Here is a 19,308-nt window from a genome sequence, read left to right on the forward strand (position 1 = left end):
CATCGTTAGGCACCCTGTCCAGAAACCTTCCGAGACCCTGAACCAATGGTTGTAGCTGCCGGCGAACATCTGCACGTCATCCAAGAGGAGGACAGCTCCAAGCGCCGCCAGATCCTCGACGGTGCCCGTAAGGTGTTCATGGATCTGGGGTTTGACGGCGCCAGCATGGGCGAGATCGCGCGCGCGGCGCAGGTCTCCAAGGGCACGCTCTACGTCTACTTCGCCGACAAATGCGCGCTGTTCGAAGCCATCCTCGAGCAGGAGGCGCTCCAGCACGGCCAGGTGGTGTTCAACTTCGATCCCGCGCGCGATGTCGAGACCACGCTCAAGGAGTTCGGCCGGGCCTACATCCAGCTGCTGTGCCGGCCCGGCGGCGGATCGGCGATCCGCACCGTGATGGCGATCGCCGAGCGCATGCCCGATGTCGGCCGCCGCTATTATGCGCGGGTGCTGGACAAGTCCATCAACCGCCTCTCCGACTATCTCAAGGCCCACGTCGCTCCTGGCGATCTCAAGATCGACGATTGCGATCTTGCTGCCTCCCAGTTCATGGAGCTGTGCAAGGCATCGCTCTTCCTGCCCTTTGTGTTCCAGGCCGCGCCCGCACCGTCGGAGGAACGCATGACCGAGGTGATCGGCAGCGCGACGCGGATGTTCCTGGCGGCGTATCGGGCGAACTAGCAGCGCGTTGCGCAGACGGGACAGGCGGCACTATATTTGCGGCCATGTCCCGTGATCTTCGCCCGCCTGTCGACATCCTCCATTACGAGATCGTCCAGGAACAAGCCTCCGCGCTTGGACGGATGGGCCGCACGCTGGAACAGGCGCTGGCGCGTCTGCGCGAGTTCGATACCGCAAACGCCTCTCCGGACGTGCCGACCTCGATGCAGCCGGCGCGGCGCAAGCTGGTGATGGAAGCCGGCCAGGCGCTCTGGATGTTCGTGGTGCAGCGTGAGGCGACAGGCTTGCGCGACAGCCGCCACATCATGCGCACCTACAACGTCCCACGCGAGGTGCAGCGCAGCATGGGGCTGGCCCCCGCGCCGTCGAAGCCGGCCTCGTCATGATCCCGCCGGCGCGCTATTCGGGGACCTGCTTCCTCAGCGCTGCGAGATTGTTGACGACCATCTTGGTTGGACCGGTCGAGATGATTCCGTCGTCCTGAAGACGGTTGAGGATCAGGCTGATCGACTGGCGCGTCGCGCCGATCATGCGCGCGAGATTGGCCTGCGTGATGCGGCCGAGCGAGATCGGGCCGCTCTCGTCCTGCGCCGCGTTCTCGCATAATTTCACCAGCAGCAGCACCAGCCGTTCCGCCGCCTTCTGGCCCGCCAGCGTTTGCGCCAGCATGGAATAGGTCTCGCCCTTGAAGCCGAGACACTCGATCAGCGCGACTGCGAATGACGGCGTCTGCGCGATCAACAGGCGGATCGCGTCCTGATCGAGATGCAGCGCCTCGACACGGCCGAGCGCGCGCGCCGACCAGCTATGGCGGTGATCGCCGAGAATGTAGGGGGCACCGACGAAGTCGCCGGCCTCCCAGGTCGCCAGCATCAGCTCGCGGCCCTGCGTGCCGGCGTGAGTGCTCTCGACGATCCCGCTGAGAATGATGTGGATGCCGTCGGCGGGCTCACCTTCACGCAGCAGGTATTCGCGGTTCTGGTAGGTCGCCAGCCTGCCGGTCCGCATCACCAGGTCCAGATCGGACTTGTCCAGCGCCTTCAGCACGTAACGTCCGGTCCCGGTCCCTTGCACCTCCGCGCATGGCTCACCGGGATCGGCCACCTCATGCGCATGACCGCGCCCCACGATAAGTCTCCCCTTCGAGTGACGGCTCGAAGGCTAGGAGGTATCCGATCGGATTGCAACGCGACGCGGATGTTCAAGGCGCGGCCGCCGCTCCCGTGAATGCGCAGGCGAGATCGGCAAGCAGTCGCTCGCGTCCGGCCGGCGCCAGGAACGTGACGCCATAGGGCACGCCGGCCCCGGTGATCGCATTCGGGACGGCGATCGCGGCGAGCCCGAGTGGATTGGCGTAATTGGTGTAGTAGCCGTTGTTGAAATTGGCCGTCAGCGGATCGCGTGCCACCTCGTCGATACTGAGGATGGTGCCGACCGTCGGCACGACCAGCGCATCGTGCGCATCCCAGAAATCGCGAAGCGAATGCTGAGCGCCCTTGATCTCGTAGAGCGCGCGGTAGGCATCGGCCGCGGAAAACTTCCGGCTGCCGAGGATGAGATCACGCACGATCTTGACGCCTGCATCGGGATAGGCGTCGAGGAACGCTCCCACCGAGACGTCACGCTCGGCGAGGAGTGGACCGAAGAACATCAGGTCGTTGATCGAGGTGAACGGCGAGAAATCGACCGGGGCGATCGGCAGCTCGAGCTCTCGCAGCCTGCGCAGCGCATCGCCGAACAGTGCCTCCGTCTCTGCATTGCCGAAGAACTTGAGCTGGTCGCGGCGCGGCGTTGCGATCCTTGGCGAGCGCGAAGGCGACGCCTGCTCGGTCCAACCGGGAAAATCCGGCGGCGAAAAGCGGTCTGCGGGATCGCGCCGCGCCAGCACCCGATAGATGTCGTAACCGTCGCCGGGATCCCGCGTGTAGAGCGAAATGGTGTCGAAGCTCCGGCACGCGTAGACCATTCCGCGCTGGCTGAAGGCGCCCGGCGCCGGCTTGAAGCCGGTCACGCCGCAATAGGATGCGGGCACCCTGCCCGATCCGCCGGTGTCGGTGCCGAACGCGAAGGATGACGTGCCGGTCGCGACCGACACCGCCGCGCCCGAGCTGGAGCCGCCGGGAATGTAGTCCGGATTGTGCGGATTGCGGGCGACGCCGTAGGGCGAGCGGACTCCGACGAGCCCGGTTGCGAACTGATCCATATTGGTCTTGCCGACATAGATGGCCCCGGCGGCGAGCGCGTCGGCGACGACAGGGCTGGTATCCTTCGCCACATACGCGAATTCCGGGCAGGCGGACGTGGTGTGCTCGCCCGCAACGTCGATGCAGTCCTTGACCGAGAAGATGAGCCCGTAGAGCGGCAAGCCGTCGATCTCGCCGACGCGCGCATCGAGCGCGCGCGCCGCCGCCATAACTTCCCCTGGCCCGGCCGTCGATATCCAGACACCGCTCTGATCGGCATCCGCGAGGCGCGACAGCACATGCGCGGCGACATCCGAGGGCTTGAGCGCACCGTTGCGATAGGCGGCGCGAAGATGGCGAGGCGAGATATCCATGTCTGTCACGTGCTCATGGGATTGGGACGTGCCGGCGAGACGCGCCCGCCGGCATCGGTCTCAGCGGCCGATCACCTTCTCGAGATAGGCGGGCTGGATGAAGGCCTCGAAATCGGCCCGCGGCAGCAATTTCGGCAGACGCTCCTGCTTGACCAGGAAGTCGGCGGTCGAGACCAGCGTATCGACGAACTTGCCCTTCCTTGCGGACGTCCCGAGATAGTCTTCCGTGAGCTGCTTGTTGCAGGGAACCATCCCGGTGCCCTTCATCATCCGCGTCGCGTCCGCGAGCGGCAGCGACAGCTCCTCTGCAATGATCTCGGCCGTCTTCTCCGGGTTCTTGAGCCAGAAATCGATGCCCTCGCATTCGGCCTTGATGAACTTCTCGACGTAAGACGGATACTTCTCCGCGAACGCATTCATCACGACGCCGATGTCCCAGGTCGGATAGCCGCGCTTTGTCATCTCGCCCGAGGTGATCAGGATCTTGCCGCCGTTCTTGACGGCCTTGTCAAGATTCGGCTCCCAGAACCAGGCGGCATCGATATCGCCGCGGAGCCAGGCGGCCGCAATGTCCGACGGCGCGAGATCGATGATCTTCATCGAGGCTGGATCGACGCCCTCGTCCTTCAGGGCCTGAAGCAGCAGATAATGCGTCGTCGAACCGAACGGCGCTGCGACCGTCTTGCCCTTCAGGTCTTTCAAGGAGGCGATGTTCTTGTCGGCGCGGACCACCATCGCCTCGACATAGTCGAGCAGATTGATCACCAGGATGCCCTTGATCGGCAGCCCGCGTGTTGCACCGATCGCGGTCGGCGGATTGCCGAGGCCGCCGAAGTCGACGTCGTTGCCGGCAATCGCGCGCAGCATGTCGCCGCCGCCGCCGACCTTGACGTATTTGATATCGACGCCCGGCATCTCCTTGGCCAACAGGCCGAGATGTTTTGTCACGAGCTGTGCATTGACCAGGTTCAGATAGCCGACGGTGATCTTGGCCGGCTTGTCCTCGGCGCGGACCGCGGACGTGAGTGCGAACGTGGCGACGGCAAGCGCGGCAACCAGTCTCTTCATCATGTCAATCTCTCCTCGATCAGGATTAAATTCGGGACCACGGCATCAGGAGTTTCGCGATGCCGCGCATCATCAGGTCGAGCACGACGCCAGTGAGGCCGAGCACGATCAGGCCCATGATCACGACGTCGGACAGCAGGAATTTCGCGGCATCCCAGATCATCCAACCGATGCCGGCGGAGGCCGCGACGATCTCGGCAGCAACGAGAACGGTGTAGGTGAAGCCGAGCGAGATACGCATGCCCGCGAGGATCAGCGGACCCGCCGCCGGCAGATAGACGTGAAAGAGCAGGTGGCGCCGCGTCGCGCCGAGCGACTGCGCGGCACGGACATAGACGGGGTCGACGCTGGTGACGGCCTGGATGGTCGAGATCACGATACCCGGTAGGCCGGCAAGAAACAGCAGCGACAGTTTCGAGCTCTCGCCGATTCCGAGCCACATCACCAGCAGCGTGTAGAGCCCGAGCGGAGGCAGGGGGCGATAGAACTCGATCAGCGGATTGAGAAGCGAACGCGCATTCTTCGATACGCCCATGAGCACGCCGAGCGGAATGCCGACGAGACAGGCGAGAGCAAAGGCCACCAGGATGCGGTAGAGGCTCGCGCCGAGATGCTGAAGCAGCGTCGCGCCCTGGTAGCCCTTCGTCATGGTCTTGACGAACGCGGCCCACACGGCTTGCGGCTTCGGCAGGAACAGCTCGTTGGCCCACCCCATCTCCGTGACGACGGCCCAGGCGGCGAGCAGCACGGCGACGGTCAGCGTCGAGAGCAACACTGACCGCGAGATCTTCGGCAGCCGCAGGCTGCCCCGCCGCGTGCGGTCGGCCGAGATCGGAATGGCCATCGGACTTGCCTCGACGCTCATGCGCGCACTCCCAGGATCTGCATGATGGTCAGCGCGTAAATCCGCGTCGCCATCACCGACTTGGTGATCGAGATGTTCTCGTTGTCGACGGCCCAGCCATCCTCGCCCGGCCCGAAGGTCACCGCATTGATGCCGGCTTCGCGGAAACGGATCGTGTCGTTGAACGCGTTCTTGCGATTGACGCCGGGCTCGCTGCCCATCAGGCGCCGGTAGACCGCGCGCAGGGAGCGGCAAGGCTCTTCTTCAACCGGCACGGGCTCGGTCGCGTTGACGAACAGCGAGCCCGGCACCTGGCGCACCCCGACCTTGACGTCGTTGGCACCGGCAAAGGTCGCCTGCCCGAGGCGCTCGATGTCGGAGATGACGCTTTGCAGCGTCATGCCCGGCACGACGCCGACCACCGCAAGCGTGATGGTGCAGGCATCCGGCGAGAACTGCATCTCGCCGGGCAGGCCGCCGCGGATTCTCACCACCGAGCAGCAGGGCGGCGTATGCCCCATGAACTTGCTCGGCACGTGCGTGAACGCCATTTCCTTGAGCTTCGGCAGCAGCCTGGCCGCTTCCATGATGGCATTGACGCTGATGTCGGGCCGCCAGATGTGCGACTTGACGCCCTCGACCGTGACCTCGATCAGGCAATGGCCGGAATTGGCCACCGAGAGATTCATGCCCCAATCCCCGGAGACGTCGCCCCAGGCGGTCGGCTCGGCGGTGATCTCGTAGTCGGCGGTAAGGCCAATCTTGTCGAGCATGTAGATCGAGCCTTCGGTGCCGTTGCGCTCCTCGTCGACCGTGTAGCAGCACATCAGGGTGCCATCGAACTTCACGCCCTCCTCGATCAGAGCCTGCACCGCGAGCAGCGATGCCGCGAGATTGCCGCGCGTGTCCGAGGTGCCGCGCGCGTACAGCAGATCGCCGTGACGCGTGGCCTTGAACGGATCGAAATCCGTCATGTGCCATTTCTCGGGTTCGACCACGGGATAGGTGTCCAGATGATCGTTGAGGATCAGCGATGGTGCCCCCTCCCGCCCCTTCAGCACGCCGAGAACGTTCGGCCGGTGCGGTTGCGCGCTGTGCTTCGTCACCTCCATGCCGAGGGCCTCGAGCTTGCCCGCGACCAGCATCGAGATCGCCTCCTCCTCCGCGGGCGGCAAATCGGGATCGAGCGGATTGCCGGAACGAGGCTGACCGGTGCGGATCAGTTCGGATGCGAGGTCGAGCCAGCGCTCCTCCGTAATGCGCGACAGCACGCGCTGCTCGAGATCGGAAACGGGCGGGGTGACAGTCATCTGCATGACGGGTTCCGTTGGCTCACGGCGCCGGCAGCGCCGCTTCGTTGCGACCCCTTCATTGCAGCGACTGTGCCAACCGCCCGGACGACCCGCCAAGGCGCGATTAGTGATTGCAGTTCAATGATTTGGACGGGAATCCGGCCTGCGCAAATTTTTGCGCGCCAGAGGCGCTTTGCCGAAGCCGCAGCGCTCGCTGAGCAGCCCGGCCTCAGTGCGACGAGGGGCTACAGCGCCATCTCTTCCAGTCGTCGCCAGCCATGCAGGATCTCGCCCGTCTCGCGCGCGAACGCAAAGACGTGGCCGCCGCCTGCCGGCTGATCGTAACGGCGGTCAATTGCTTGGCCGGCGATATGGCAGAACAGCAGCGTACCGACCGCGCCGTGGCCGACAAAGAGGACATCCCCAGGACGATTGCGTGCCAGCACCGCCTCGGCCTCGCGCACAATGCGCACCTGTGCATCCACGGCGCGCTCCCAGCCGCGTACACTGAGCTCGGGTGCGGCAAAGAACTGATCGGCGACGGCCTCGAACTCGGCCGGCTTCAGGAAGCCGGTCGCCGAGCGGTCATTCTCGTGCATGGCCTCGCGGATCTCGATCATGACACCGAGACGAGCGGCGATGATCTCGGCGGTCTCGATCGCCTTGCGCTCGCCGCTCGCGATGATCTGCGTCGTACGTGCGAGCCGATCCGTGCTCGCCAGTGCTTCAGTGCGCGCCCGCCCGACCGGACTGAGGCCCCATTGCGGCACCGGCACGGCGGGGTCGATTTGCACCTGCGGATGGGTGAGATAGCGGACGATGGACATGTCAGTTGACGCGATCGCAGCCCGTCTAATCGTCGGCGTAATCGTCCTCTTCACGCTTGTGCGCCGAGCTCTTGCGCGCGCCAAGCGAGCCGGTCACCGAGGTTTCGCGCGCACTCGCATAGGGGCGGCGCGACTGCGCACGTGATGCGACCTCCTCGCCGGAGACCGCGGCGGGCTGGCAGATCAGGCGGCGGCTGGCGCGGCGCATCAGATCGACGTGGATGTGATCGTAGTGATAGACGTTCGATCCCGGCGCGAGCACAGTTGTGAAATGCGCGCAGGCGCCCGACTGCACATCGCGCAGGAATCCCTGCTCCTCCGGCATGCCGCGCCAGCCGTCCTTCACGGTGACGCGACGGCCGTCGGCGAGCACGAAGGCGGCGATGTCGAGCGCGTTGCCGAACGCATGCTCGGAGATGTGCGAGTGCGGATTGCCGTTCATGCCGCGGCAGGAATAAGCGGAGATCTGCTTGATCTCGGCGACGCGGACGCCGAACCAGCGCATCGCCGAAGGCTGCACAGTGTCGGCGAGCCAGCGGTCGAGCTCGGAGACGATCGGGCAGGCGAGCGTCGCGGTCGGCTTGATCGCGACCGGGCCGACGGTCGTGACGGGATTGCCCTGCGCGGGGCCGAGGCGCGGCAGCGGCTGCTGCGCCGGCGCCTGCGAGTAAGGCGCCGGCCGGGCCGGATAGCTCGGTGCGTTCATGTAACGCGATGCACCGGCGACGTCGGTGCCATCGGGCGGCAGGTCGATCTCGTCCTCCTGCGACGCCACACCTGGCGCGTTCAGCGACATCGGCCCGGACGAGGCACCATAGCCGGCGGGCTGGCGCACCGCGGCTTCGGGATAGTTCGAACGCTGCGGATAGGACGATGCCGGATAGTTCGAGCTCTGCGGATAGTTCGAGCGCGGCTGGGACACCGGCCAGCGCGGCTGGCCGCCGATGCTGCCCGGCGGGCGCAGTTCCTCGTCGGCGAAGCCGTAGCTGCTCGAGGCTTCGCCGAGGGCGGCGACCTTGAGCGGAAACTCGGCGCCGCACATGCCGGGCCCGGAGATCGGATCGATCCGGACGAGATCCGGCCCCTCTTTCACCGCGCCCGATTTCAGGCAAGCGGCTTCAGCCTCGGCCCGCCATGGTTCACGTTCGGCCTGGAAGAAGCCGCGACCGCAACCCGCTAGCGAAACAAGGACGATGGAGCCGACGAGATACAAACGAACTCCGCGCGTCATGCACGCACGTTCGGTGAATTTACTTAAAGACTCTTCAACACGTTGGTTTCACTGTTCTTTAACCATGCCGGCCGGAGCGAACCAAAACGCTGCGAGGGCTGAGCGACAGCAAGGCTGACTTTTTCGCGGCGAGACTTTCTGTTAACCATGAAGGCTCGCGCGGAAACTGACGCGCGTGGAGGGAGCGACCTCATGACGTTCGCCGGGAGACTGAGCGTAGTCACCGCGTACCTCGCCATGGCCTTCGTCGGCGCCATCGTGCTCGGCATGATCTAGACGGCAACAGTCGACCAACTGCAGCTTCCCCTCCCCCGGAGGGCAAGCGAAGCGCTACGACCGCTCGCTCCACTGCCGCGACGTGGTGAGCAGCTGCACGCGCGGCGTCTCGACCCGCGTCCAGTCGTTGCCGGAGCACCAGAAATGGCCGATCGCGCAGGCTTCGACGTGAAGCCTGCCGGAGTTCTTCAGCGTCATCGTTCCGTAGAAGGTGCGTCCGCTGGAACGGCTGTAGATGCTGCCGGTCCAGACGTCGTGCGCTTTCGGCTTCATGTTGACGAGCACGCTCTCGCCGCGATTTGAAGCCTCGGTCAGCGCGTAACCGCACAGCGCAGGACCACAGCGCTCGATGCGCACCGTGCCCTTGGCGCCGGCGCTCTCCCATTCGCCAAGCGGCGTGTAGCCCTGCGCGTCGTCGGTGCCCTGCGCGGCTGTCACGGCCTGCTTGATCTCCGGGCTCGGAGCGGGCGGCGGCTCCATGCGCGGCGGAGCGAGCGTCACGGCTTTCGGTGGATCGACGCGCGGCAGGTCAACCCGCGGCGGATCGGGATTCAGCGCCTCAGGTCTTGCTATCTCGGGTTTTGGGGCCGGCGGCGGCGCAGCGTGCTGCGACGTCGTCGCGGCAAGGATGGGCGCTGCAGGCGCAGGTGGTGTCGCGACCACGGCCGGCGGCGGTGGACGAATCGAATTGGCGGGAGCGACCGGCGCCTGGACAATGGGCGCCGGCCTCGTTGCGGTCTCTTCCACCGGCCGAAGGCTACGATTGGACGAGATCGATACACAGGATGTGGACCGGCACGTCCGGGGCGCCTCGACATGGAAGCGGTGGCCGCCGATCGAGAACGAGTAGGAGCCGGCCTCGGCTGCGGGCGCGGCCACCGTCAAAGCGATCAATGTGCCAAGCGAAGTCAAAAGCCGGGTCATCGGCGCCTCCTGTCGTGTCGTGACAAGGTTATGCGGGATGAACCGCGGCTGGATGTGCGCTGGCTCACCCAGGCGTCTGGGGCCGTTGTGACTCCCATCACAGAACGTCCCGCCAGCCCGGCATAGGGTCGAACCACGCTTCACCCACCGGCGACTTCAGTCCATCGGGACCACGCCATTTTCGGAGGTTGTCATGAACAAGCTCACCATCGCCGCCACCGCGCTCTTCCTGGCGTCGACCGCCGCCGCGCATGCCGGCGGAAATACGATCTCGTTCCAGATCGAGGGCCAGCACATCCGCATCGAGACGCCGCGCAACTGCGCTTCGCTCAATTGCGTGACCATCGTCGCGCCGGGCCTGTCCGACAAGCCGATCAAGCTGAACAACATCAACCTCAAGGGCCTCGGTGGCTCCAAGGACGATGACGTCGACACCACGCCGGCTCCGGCCACCACCGCGCAGCCCGCGCCTGCTCCGGCGCAGCAGCAACCCGTGCAGCAGGCCCCGGTCCAGGCAACCGCACCGGCCGCGCCTGCGGCGCCCGCTCCGGCCGCGACGGTGGCCGCCGCTCCGTCTGCCAGCTACGACAATACGACGCCGCCCGCGCCCGTTGCGGCTCCCGCTCCCGCTCCTGCGCCGGTCGCGGTTGCTCCTGCGCCCGCTCCGGCCCCGGTGGCTGCGGCGCCCGTGGCCGCCCCGAACTCGCCGATCGGCGTCTGGGCGACCGAAGAGAACAAGGGCAATGTCCGCGTCGAGCAGTGTGGCGCCAATCTGTGCGGTTATGCCGAGAAGACCAACGAGCGCATCCTGATCAACATGAAGCCCGAGGGCTCGAAGTGGAGCGGCCGCATCCACGATCCCAACTCCGGCCGCAACTACGACTCGACCATCGCGATGAAGGGCCCGAATGCGATGCGCGTGCAGGGCTGCGCCTTCGGCGGCATGTTCTGCGGCGGCCAGACCTGGACGCGTGTGAACTGAGGTTCAACGTAGCCGTTCCGTTGAAAGGGGCCCGCGAACCGGGCCCCTTTGCTTTTGCCGCACGATTGGCGAGGTGCGCTACCTCACAGAGCCTCCCGCGCGCGTGACAGGTCTCACATCTCCGGTTCCGCGTCCGTGCCACGTTCCCCGCATGGTCACCCACAGGGGCGTGTCATGAACGGCTTTCGCAAAGGTCTCTTCGCCATCCTCGTCGCCACCGCCTTCCCGCTCGCAGAGGCTGATGCTGCGACAAGCAGTTTCGACGGCACATGGAATGTCCGCATCTCCTCATCGAGTGAGACCTGCGGCAACGGCGCGACGGTGGCGATCGGCATCAACAACGGTCAGATCGCATCGAGCAGCGCGGCGGTGTCGGCTTCGGGCCGCGTCGCCGACGCCGGCAGCATCAACGTCACCCTGAGCACCGGCATCAAGCGCGCCGTCGGCTTCGGCCGCCTCAGCGGCACGTCCGGCTCCGGCACGTGGCGCGGTGCGCTGTGCACGGGCACGTGGACGGCGGAGCGGATGTAGGTTGTCGTGTCCCGGACAAGTTGCGACGCGAAGCGTTGCTGCGCAGAGCCGGGACCCTGTCGCGCCAATCGTTCGGAAGATTCTGGGCCCCGGATCGGCGACGCATCGCCTTGAGGCGATGCATCTTGTCCGGGACACGCAGCCTAGCCCAGCGGCGCCGAATACTCCGCGTCCGTGACCGGCTCGAGCCAGGTCGAATAGACGCCGTCGAGCGCTTCCTGCATGGCGATGTGGCACATGCTGTTATCAGGCGAGGCGCCGTGCCAATGCACTTCACCCGGCGGAATCCAGACGGTGTCGCCGGGACGGATTTCCTGCACCGGACCACCCTTGGTCTGGACGCGGCCGACGCCGGAAATCACGTAGAGCGTCTGCCCGAGCGGATGATGGTGCCAGTTGGTGCGGGCGCCCGGCTCGAACGAAACGCGCGAGACGTTGAGCCGTGCCGGCGCGGGCGCCATGTTGATGGGATCCTGCAACACGGTCCCGGTGAAATTTTCCTTGGGCGCGCGGCGGGTGGGCCGTTTGCCTGCAAGCGTGATGTCCATGACGTCCCTCGTTTCCTGATCCGTTACTTCTTGCTGGCGGCGTAGCGCGCCTTGGTTTCGGCGTTCATGGGATAGAGACCGGGCAGCGCCGCGCCGTTGTTCACCTCGCCCACGATCCACGCTTCCATCCGCTCCTGCTCGACGCCCTCGTTGAGCACGTGCTCGAGCATCGCCTGCGGGATCAGCACGCAGCCGTCCTGGTCGGCGACGACGATATCGTTCGGGAAAACGGCAACGCCGCCACAACCGATCGGCTCGCCCCAGCCGACGAAGGTCAGGCCCGCCACCGACGGCGGCGCGGCATAGCCGTCGCACCACACCGGAAGATTGGTGCCGAGCACACCCTCGACGTCACGCACGACGCCGTCAGTGACGAGCGCGGTGACGCCGCGCTTGACCATGCGGGCGCAGAGGATGTCGCCGAAGATGCCGGCGTCGGTGATGCCCATGGCGTCGACCACGGCAATGCAGCCCTCGGGCATCGCCTCGATCGCGGTGCGGGTCGAGATCGGCGAGGACCAGGATTCCGGCGTCGCCAGATCCTCGCGCGCCGGCACGAAGCGCAGCGTGAAGGCCGGTCCCACCAGGCGCGGCAGGCCCGGGCGCAGCGGCCTCGCGCCCCGCATCCACACATTGCGCAGGCCCTTCTTGAGCAGGACCGTGGTGATGGTGGCAGTGGTGATGCCGGCGAGGGTCTTGCGGGCTTCGGGGGACAACGACATGGACGAGAACGAGCTCCGGGGTGCGGGAAAGAACGCGCGCATCTTGCGAGCCGCAGCCCTTGCGTCAAGGGCCAATAGACCCGCAGGAATGCAGGGCCGCACAGCCGTTATGCGACGCGATAACAAGGCTTTATCGCCCTCCCCTGGATTAATTTATTGGACTTGCGGGCGCATTTACGCGAAGCAGGGGTGACGCGGAACTCAAGGTCGAGCCCGCGTTCTTCCGAAGCCCGATTTTGACAGCTCACCTCGACAGCTCAATGGCCGCGACGCTTCCTCCGCCCCGCCTTCTGCCCAGTGGCGACAGTGCCGTCACGGTCGAGTTCAGCCGCACCATCGACGACGATGCCAACCAGCGCGTGCTGGCGCTGGACAAGGCGCTCGCCGCAAGCCCCATCGAGGGCATCACCGAGACGGTGCCGACCTATCGCTCGCTGCTGGTGCATTACGACCCCGGCAAGATCAGTTTCGATGCGCTCGGTGACAAGCTGCTCCCCATCGCGATCCAGCCACCGCCGCCGGTCACCAAGACGCGCCGCTGGCGCATTCCCGTGGCCTATGGCGGCGAGCACGGCATCGATCTCGAGGATGTCGCCAAGGCGCTCAGCACCACGCCCGACGACATCGTCGCCCGGCATGCGGGCGGCGACTACAAGGTCGCCATGATCGGCTTCACGCCGGGCTGGTCCTATCTCAGCGGCCTCGACAAATCCCTGCATATGTCGCGCCGGCAGTCGCCGCGGCTGCTGACGCCCGCCGGCACGATCTCGATCGGCGGAGTCCAGGCCGGCATCCAATGCCTTGCCGCCCCCAGCGGCTGGCATCTGCTCGGCCGCACGCCGGTGCGAACCTATCAGCTCCACCGCAATCCGACCTTCCTCACCGAACCCGGCGACCGCGTGACGTTCTTCGCCATCGACCACAGGACCTTCGACGAGATGGACCGCGCGGCGGAAGCCGGCGAGATCGTCGCCGAGCAGGTGAACGCATGAACCGGCTCGTCGTCGCCAGCATCGGGCCGGCAAGCTCCGTTCAGGACGGCGGACGCCACGGCGCGCAGCGCTACGGCCTGACGGTCAGCGGCGCCATGGACCGGCTGTCGCTGGCCGCGGCGAACACGCTGGTCGGCAACGAGCCGTTCGCGGCAGCTGTGGAGATCGGCCCGTTTGGCGCGTCCTTCACCGCGCGCGACGGCGCCGTGCGCGTGGCGATTTCAGGCGCGCCGCGCAATGCGGACGTCGCCGGAAATCCGCTCGCCATGGACTCGTCGGTGACGCTGAAAGACGGCGAGACGCTGACGCTGGGTTTCGCCCGCGGCGGCGCCTTCACCTATCTCGCCATCGAAGGCGCCATCAAGGGCGAGGCGGTGTTCGGCAGCCTCGCGGTGAATGCCCGCGCCGGCCTCGGCAGCCCCTACCCGCGCCCGCTCCAGGCCGGCGACGAGTTCAGCGTCGATGCCGCGAGTGGCGCGCCGGAGTTGCGGATCGAATTGCCGAAGCCCGTGAGCGGTCCGATCCGTGTTCTTTTGGGACCGCAGGACGACGAGTTCGACGACGCCAACAAGGCGCTGTTCCTGGAGAGCGAGTGGAAGATCTCGGCGACCTCCGATCGCATGGGCTACCGGCTCGAAGGACCCGCGATCAAGCACCTGCACGGCCACAACATCGTCTCCGACGGCACCGTCAACGGCAGCATCCAGGTGCCCGGCAACGGCGCGCCGATCGCGCTGATGATGGATCGCGGCACCTCCGGCGGCTATCCGAAGATCGCAACCATCATCACCGCCGACGTCGGCCGCCTCGCGCAGACCTCGGCGGGAACGGCGTTCCGCTTCAAGGCCGTCAGCATGGCCGAGGCGCAGGACGAGGCGCGCAAGTTCGCGCAAGCGATCAAGACCCTGCCCGATCGCCTGCGCGCCTCCGACACTGTCGAGCTCAACATCGAGGCCCTCAGTGATGCCAACGTCGCCGGTTATGCCGTGAGCGCCGTCGATGCCGGGACGTGGCAGGTCACCGCGGAGCCTTGAACGTAACAACAAGACCAGAGGCGGAGAGCACCCATGAAGACGATCGATCTGAACTGCGACCTCGGCGAAGGTTTCGGCGCTTGGGAGATGGGCAACGACGCCGCGATGATCGACCTTGCTAGCTCGGTCAACGTCGCCTGCGGCTTCCATGCCGGCGACCCCGATATCATGCGCCGGACGGTGGAGCTGGCGAAGGCGCGCGGCGTCTCGGTCGGCGCCCATCCCGGCTACCGCGACCTGCACGGCTTCGGCCGGCATCCGATCGCGGGGCTCAAGGCCTCCGAAATCGAGAACCTCGTCGCCTACCAGATCGGTGCCTTGCAGGCGATCGCGACCGCGGCAGGCCACAAGGTCACGCATGTGAAGGCACATGGCGCGCTCTCCAACGTCGCCTGCGAGGACGACATGACGGCGAAGGCGATCGCCGCCGGGATCAAGGCGGTCGACGCCAGCCTGATCTTCGTCGTGCTCGCCAATTCGAAGCTGGTGAAGGCAGGCGAAGACGCCAACCTGCCGATGGTGCACGAGGTGTTCGCCGACCGCGCCTATGAGGACGACGGCAACCTCGTCTCGCGCAAGAAGCCCGGCGCGGTGCTGCACGACGCCAAGGCGATCGCCGACCGCGTGGTCCGCATGGTGCAGGACGGCGCGGTGGTCTCGGTGACAGGCAAGGTCATCAAGATGCGCACGGATACGGTGTGCATCCACGGCGACACCCACGGCGCCGTGGAGATCGCCCGGACCTTGCGTCAGGCATTGAAGACCGCGGGGATCGAGGTCGCGCCGTTCAAGCGCGGGTCGTGAGACACATCAGGTGCCGTAGGGTGGGCAAAGGCGCATAGCGCCGTGCCCACGATCTCCGCATGATCGAAGCAGGTGGTGGGCACGCTCCGCTTTGCCCACCCTACCGGACTAAGCAAGACGCTAGAACGGATGTACCGACAACGTCCCGAACACGATCGCCGCGATGACCGCAAACGCGCTGTAGAGCGCGACATGGTGCATGCTCGCACCGGTCCGCTGCGAGAGCGAGCGCGCGTAGAAATGCAGTCTGGCTTCCGCCGATAGTTCGCGCATGGTCGATCTCCAACGCCCCATTTGCGGGATTATGAAGGATCAACCTGGGCGGGAGGCAAGACGGTGGCGCAAATAGCGATGCGCCTCCTCCGAGAAGGCCGCATCACAGAGGTAAATTCTCTCCAGGAGCGGGTTCCGAGAATCTTATTCGCTCAAATCCGAGCCAGTTGGAACCGGCTCGGATAACCGATTGACGACGGTCAGTACACGTCCGCCTGGAAACGGCCGGTCTTCTTGAGCTCGGCGACGAAGCTGACCGCCTCGTCCGTCGAACGCGCCCCGAACTGGGCGACGATGTCGACCAGCGCGCGCTCGACGTCCTTGGCCATCCGCTTGGCATCGCCGCAGATGTAGAGATGCGCGCCGTCGGCGAGCCATGTCCACAGTTCGCGACCGACCTCGCGCATGCGGTCCTGCACGTAGAATTTCTTCTCGCCGTCGCGCGACCAGGCCAGCGACAGCCGCGTCAACTGGCCAGAGGTCTTCATCGCATTGAGCTCTTCCTGGTAGAAGAAATCGCAATCGCTGCGCTGATGGCCGAAGAACAGCCAGTTCTTGCCGGGCGCGCCGGTCGCCTTGCGGTCGAGCAGGAAGGCGCGGAACGGCGCAATGCCGGTGCCGGGACCGATCATGATCACTGATGTCTTCGGGTCCTGCGGCAGGCCGAAATTGTGCGCCTTCTGCACATAGACCTTGAGCTTCTCACCCTCGTTGATGCGCTCGCCGAGGAAGGTCGAGGCGACGCCGACACGCTTGCGCTTGCCGATCAAGTATCGCACGGAATCGACCGTCAGAGACAGCTTTCCGGGCGTGGCATTGTGCGACGAGGAGATCGAATAAAGTCGCGGCTGCAGCGGCTCCAGCGCCTCCACGAAGGCCTCCGGATGCGGCCGCGTGCCGGAGAACTTCTGCAGTGCCGCCATCACGTCGAGCGTTGCGGCATCGCCATCGGGATCCTCTCCCTGCGCCAGCGCCCTTGCCTTCTCGCGCTGCGCGCCGCCGGTGATGAAGGAGATCAGCTCGAACAGCGAGTCCGGCGCCGGCGACAGCGAGACGTCGTCGATCAACACCTCGCGCAGCGTCTTGCCGTTGACTTTGGTGGTGTGGGAGGCGCCGAGCAGCGCGATGATCTGGTCGACAAGGCCGACATCGTTGCGCGCGAACACGCCAAAACTGTCGCCGACGACGTAGTCGAGCTTGCTCTCGGAGAGGTCGAACTCGACGTGGTAGGTCTCCTTCTCCGACTTGCCCTTGTTGAGCAGACGCCGCGACAGGAAGGTCGCCTCGGTCGGATTGTCGCGTGAGCGGCCGGGCTCGGCGATCGTCACGGTCACGGCGGGCGCGGCCACAGCGTCCGACTTTTCGGGCGCCTTCGCCGCGGGAGCCTTGTCGAGCTCCTCGGCGAGCGACTTCAGCATCCGCGCGGTTTCCTTGCCGCCGGGAACGCAGAGGTTGAGCCGCGCCTCGCTGCGGCTGGCGATTGCCTCGGAATAGTCATGGCAATTGTAGCCGCACTGGCCGCAATCCTGCTGCGCCATCGCCGCCATCATCTTGCGGCGGACGGGCCGGCCCTCGGCGAGCTTCATCCGATCGGCAATCGGCATGGTCTGGTCGTGCCATGGCGCTTCGCCGTCGTCTCCGTCACCGGCGCCTTGCATGACGGCAGCGCCCTGCTCGGCTGACAGCGGCGCGGCCAATTCAGGCGACAGCAGTCCGGCAAAGAAGCCGTTCAGCCAGGAGCGCTGCGCGTCGGAGAACGGCGCGCTGGCGGGAATGATATCGAGCCTGGGCGGAGGGGTGATCTGGTTCATGCGGACACCTGTGCATCGGCAAGCTTGCGCAACGTTTCGCCGTCATGGCGGCGCGCGAAAGAGAGGAACGTTTCGTCGGCGGACGAACGGTGAACGAGATAGGCCTTGAGCAGTCCCTCGACCGTCTTCGGCGCGTCTTCGGCCTTGAGGTCGTGATAGACCTCCTGCCCGACGTCGGCATCGGGGCCGAAGCCGCCGCCGGTGAAGAGGTGATAGCCTTCGACCGTGTCCTCCTCATTGATCGGCACGCGCGCACCGATCAGGCCGATGTCGCTGATGTAGTGCTGCGCGCAGGAATGATGGCAGCCGGTGACATGGATGTTGACCGGCTTGTCCATGGCAACGCGCGGCTCGCACCAGTCGCCGATCTCCTCGGCATTGCGCTTGGTGTTGGCGGCGGCAAAGCGGCAGCCGGCATTGCCGGTGCAGGCGATCAGGCCGGCGCGGATATGGGAAGCCTCGACCGCGAGCCCGATCTGCTTGATCGCGGCGATGGCAAGCTCGACATTCTCGTCGCGCACGCCCGAGATCAAGAGGTTCTGCCAGACCGTAAGACGGATCTCGCCATCGCCGAGGTCGAACGAGACCTTGGCGAGGCCCCTCATCTGCTCACAGCTGAGCTTGCCGAGCGTCAGCGACACGCCGATCCAGTTGAGACCGTCCTGCTTTTGCTTGTGCACACCGACATGCGCCATGCGGTCCGCGGCAGGTCGCGGCGCGAAGGCTTCCTCCGGGACGCGCGTGAACGGCGTCTTCAGTCGCTCCTCGACCAGCTTGAGGAAGCCGTCATGACCCATCGCGTCGAGCACGTATTTCAGCCGCGCCTTGTTGCGGTTGGTGCGGTCGCCATGGTCGATGAACACACGCACGATGGCGTCCGCCACGGCGGTCGCCTGCTCCGGCTTGACGATGATGCCGGAATATTTCGCAAAGTCCTTGTGGCCGGTGATGCCGCCGAGGCCGAGCCGGAACCAGACGCCCGGCTCCACGCCAAAGCCGTCCTTCACCTCGAACGCGGTGAACGCGATGTCGTTGGTCTCTTCGAGCACGGCGATCCTTCCGGCACCGTCGAAGGCGACGTTGAACTTGCGCGGCAGGCCGTAGAGCGAGCGATCGTTGAGGATGTGGTAGTGCCACTCGCGCGCATAGGGCCGCGTGTCGATGATTTCCTGCGGATCGATGCCCGCCGTCGGCGTGCCCGTCACGTTGCGGATATTGTCGGCGCCGGAGCCGCGCGAGCACAAGCCAAGCTCCTGGATGCCCTCGAGCAGTTTCACCGCGTGCTTCGGCGGGATCTCGCGGAGCTGCAGATTGGCGCGCGTGGTGACGTGGCTGTACGGGCCGCACAATTCGTCAGCGAGATCGGCAAGGCCCGACAGCTGCCAATGCTTCATGATGCCGTTCGGAATGCGCAGGCGGCTCATATAGGAGTCCTGCGTCGGCGCGACGTAGAAGATGCCGTAATAGCGCCAGCGGAAATTGTCCGCCGGGCTCGGCGGGGCGTTGTCGGCTGCCTGCTGGCGCAGCCGCGGATAGGCATCGAAGGGATGCTCGTCGCGCTTGAACTTCTCCTGGTCGGCGAGCTTCTTGCCCGACGCGATCACCTTGTCCTGCGCCTTGATGTGCACGGCATCGGGACCAACCGGCTCGGCATTCGCCTTGCCGGCGCCGCCGCCAAGACCACCGCCAACACCGCGGCCGACCCGGCTGATCTGCAGACCGGTCGTAAATCCTTCGAGATAGCGTTTCTGCTCGTCGGTGAAGTCGACTGCGAGCGTATCGATTTTCATGGTCGGTAACGAAGCTCCTGCGGCCACACGGGAGTGGCATCGACGGACATTGGCGCGACCCGCGAGGAACTGGGCTGGCTCAGGAGCCGGCTTCATTACCCAACGGTCCGATCAGCTTCGT

Annotated in this window: 20 protein-coding genes; 7 read left to right on the plus strand and 13 right to left on the minus strand. The window is 65.8% G+C overall.

Features of this window, described 5'->3' with window-relative positions:
* Positions 1–45 precede the first annotated feature (45 nt).
* Complete coding sequence (locus tag Q0743_RS21855; protein WP_298243554.1) at positions 46–681, plus strand: TetR/AcrR family transcriptional regulator; 636 nt, start codon at positions 46–48, stop codon at positions 679–681.
* 44 nt (positions 682–725) lie between these two features.
* Positions 726–1,067, plus strand: coding sequence for a DUF6665 family protein (locus tag Q0743_RS21860; RefSeq protein ID WP_298243555.1), 342 nt, complete (start codon positions 726–728; stop codon positions 1,065–1,067).
* A 13-nt stretch (positions 1,068–1,080) separates the two neighbouring features.
* Here the strand turns inward: Q0743_RS21860 and Q0743_RS21865 are convergent, their stop codons facing one another.
* From Q0743_RS21865 to Q0743_RS21900, 8 genes are all read right to left on the minus strand, one after another.
* Positions 1,081–1,809 carry a Crp/Fnr family transcriptional regulator gene (locus tag Q0743_RS21865; protein WP_298243556.1) on the minus strand — a complete coding sequence of 243 codons (729 nt, stop codon included), beginning with the start codon at positions 1,807–1,809 and terminating at the stop codon, positions 1,081–1,083.
* 73 nt (positions 1,810–1,882) lie between these two features.
* Positions 1,883–3,238 (minus strand): amidase family protein, encoded by a 1,356-nt coding sequence (locus Q0743_RS21870; protein WP_298243557.1) that lies wholly within the window; start codon positions 3,236–3,238, stop codon positions 1,883–1,885.
* Between the two features lie 60 nt (positions 3,239–3,298).
* Positions 3,299–4,309, minus strand: coding sequence for an aliphatic sulfonate ABC transporter substrate-binding protein (locus Q0743_RS21875; protein ID WP_298243558.1), 1,011 nt, complete (start codon positions 4,307–4,309; stop codon positions 3,299–3,301).
* 22 nt (positions 4,310–4,331) lie between these two features.
* Positions 4,332–5,171: an ABC transporter permease gene (locus Q0743_RS21880; RefSeq protein ID WP_298243559.1), complete on the minus strand. Its 840-nt coding sequence runs from the start codon at positions 5,169–5,171 to the stop codon at positions 4,332–4,334.
* Positions 5,168–6,466, minus strand: coding sequence for a M20 family metallopeptidase (locus Q0743_RS21885; protein WP_298243560.1), 1,299 nt, complete (start codon positions 6,464–6,466; stop codon positions 5,168–5,170). The genes Q0743_RS21880 and Q0743_RS21885 overlap by 4 nt, the downstream gene beginning before the upstream one ends.
* A 221-nt stretch (positions 6,467–6,687) precedes the next feature.
* Positions 6,688–7,269, minus strand: a complete 582-nt coding sequence (locus Q0743_RS21890; RefSeq protein WP_298243561.1) for a histidine phosphatase family protein — start codon at positions 7,267–7,269, stop codon at positions 6,688–6,690.
* Positions 7,270–7,294: 25 nt separating this feature from the next.
* The gene (locus Q0743_RS21895; protein WP_298243562.1) at positions 7,295–8,500 is read right to left on the minus strand and encodes an extensin family protein; all 1,206 of its coding nucleotides are present in this window, start codon (positions 8,498–8,500) and stop codon (positions 7,295–7,297) included.
* A gap of 330 nt (positions 8,501–8,830) precedes the next feature.
* The gene (locus tag Q0743_RS21900; RefSeq protein WP_298243563.1) at positions 8,831–9,700 is read right to left on the minus strand and encodes a DUF2147 domain-containing protein; all 870 of its coding nucleotides are present in this window, start codon (positions 9,698–9,700) and stop codon (positions 8,831–8,833) included.
* Between the two features lie 193 nt (positions 9,701–9,893).
* Here Q0743_RS21900 and Q0743_RS21905 point away from each other — a divergent pair, with 193 nt between their 5' ends.
* Positions 9,894–10,682 (plus strand): DUF2147 domain-containing protein, encoded by a 789-nt coding sequence (locus Q0743_RS21905; RefSeq protein ID WP_298243564.1) that lies wholly within the window; start codon positions 9,894–9,896, stop codon positions 10,680–10,682.
* Positions 10,683–10,856: 174 nt separating this feature from the next.
* Positions 10,857–11,213, plus strand: coding sequence for a hypothetical protein (locus Q0743_RS21910; RefSeq protein ID WP_298243565.1), 357 nt, complete (start codon positions 10,857–10,859; stop codon positions 11,211–11,213).
* A gap of 143 nt (positions 11,214–11,356) precedes the next feature.
* On the opposite strand, the gene Q0743_RS21915 is transcribed toward Q0743_RS21910, so the two are convergent.
* Together Q0743_RS21915 and Q0743_RS21920 are read right to left on the minus strand one after the other, a co-directional pair.
* Positions 11,357–11,761 (minus strand): cupin domain-containing protein, encoded by a 405-nt coding sequence (locus Q0743_RS21915; RefSeq protein WP_298243566.1) that lies wholly within the window; start codon positions 11,759–11,761, stop codon positions 11,357–11,359.
* A 23-nt stretch (positions 11,762–11,784) separates the two neighbouring features.
* Complete coding sequence (locus tag Q0743_RS21920; RefSeq protein ID WP_298243567.1) at positions 11,785–12,483, minus strand: ribonuclease activity regulator RraA; 699 nt, start codon at positions 12,481–12,483, stop codon at positions 11,785–11,787.
* A 260-nt stretch (positions 12,484–12,743) separates the two neighbouring features.
* On the opposite strand from Q0743_RS21920, the gene pxpB reads away from it, so the two are divergent.
* From pxpB to Q0743_RS21935, 3 genes are read left to right on the plus strand one after another with little or no spacing between them, the layout of a single operon-like run.
* Complete coding sequence (gene pxpB / locus Q0743_RS21925; RefSeq protein WP_298243568.1) at positions 12,744–13,475, plus strand: 5-oxoprolinase subunit PxpB; 732 nt, start codon at positions 12,744–12,746, stop codon at positions 13,473–13,475.
* Positions 13,472–14,509, plus strand: a complete 1,038-nt coding sequence (locus Q0743_RS21930; RefSeq protein WP_298243569.1) for a biotin-dependent carboxyltransferase family protein — start codon at positions 13,472–13,474, stop codon at positions 14,507–14,509. Before pxpB ends, Q0743_RS21930 begins: the two co-directional genes overlap by 4 nt.
* A 33-nt stretch (positions 14,510–14,542) precedes the next feature.
* On the plus strand, positions 14,543–15,313 hold the full coding sequence (locus Q0743_RS21935) for a 5-oxoprolinase subunit PxpA (protein WP_298243570.1): 771 nt from the start codon (positions 14,543–14,545) through the stop codon (positions 15,311–15,313).
* 120 nt (positions 15,314–15,433) lie between these two features.
* On the opposite strand, the gene Q0743_RS21940 is transcribed toward Q0743_RS21935, so the two are convergent.
* From Q0743_RS21940 to Q0743_RS21950, 3 genes are all read right to left on the minus strand, one after another.
* Entirely contained in the window at positions 15,434–15,586 is a 153-nt protein-coding gene (locus tag Q0743_RS21940) for a hypothetical protein (RefSeq protein ID WP_298243571.1), read from the minus strand.
* Positions 15,587–15,786: 200 nt separating this feature from the next.
* Entirely contained in the window at positions 15,787–17,397 is a 1,611-nt protein-coding gene (locus Q0743_RS21945) for a sulfite reductase subunit alpha (protein WP_298243572.1), read from the minus strand.
* Positions 17,394–19,187, minus strand: a complete 1,794-nt coding sequence (locus Q0743_RS21950) for a NirA family protein (RefSeq protein WP_298243573.1) — start codon at positions 19,185–19,187, stop codon at positions 17,394–17,396. The genes Q0743_RS21945 and Q0743_RS21950 overlap by 4 nt, the downstream gene beginning before the upstream one ends.
* Positions 19,188–19,308: the final 121 nt, after the last annotated feature.

It is taken from the genome of uncultured Bradyrhizobium sp. (assembly GCF_936943645.1).
Taxonomy (GTDB): domain Bacteria; phylum Pseudomonadota; class Alphaproteobacteria; order Rhizobiales; family Xanthobacteraceae; genus Bradyrhizobium.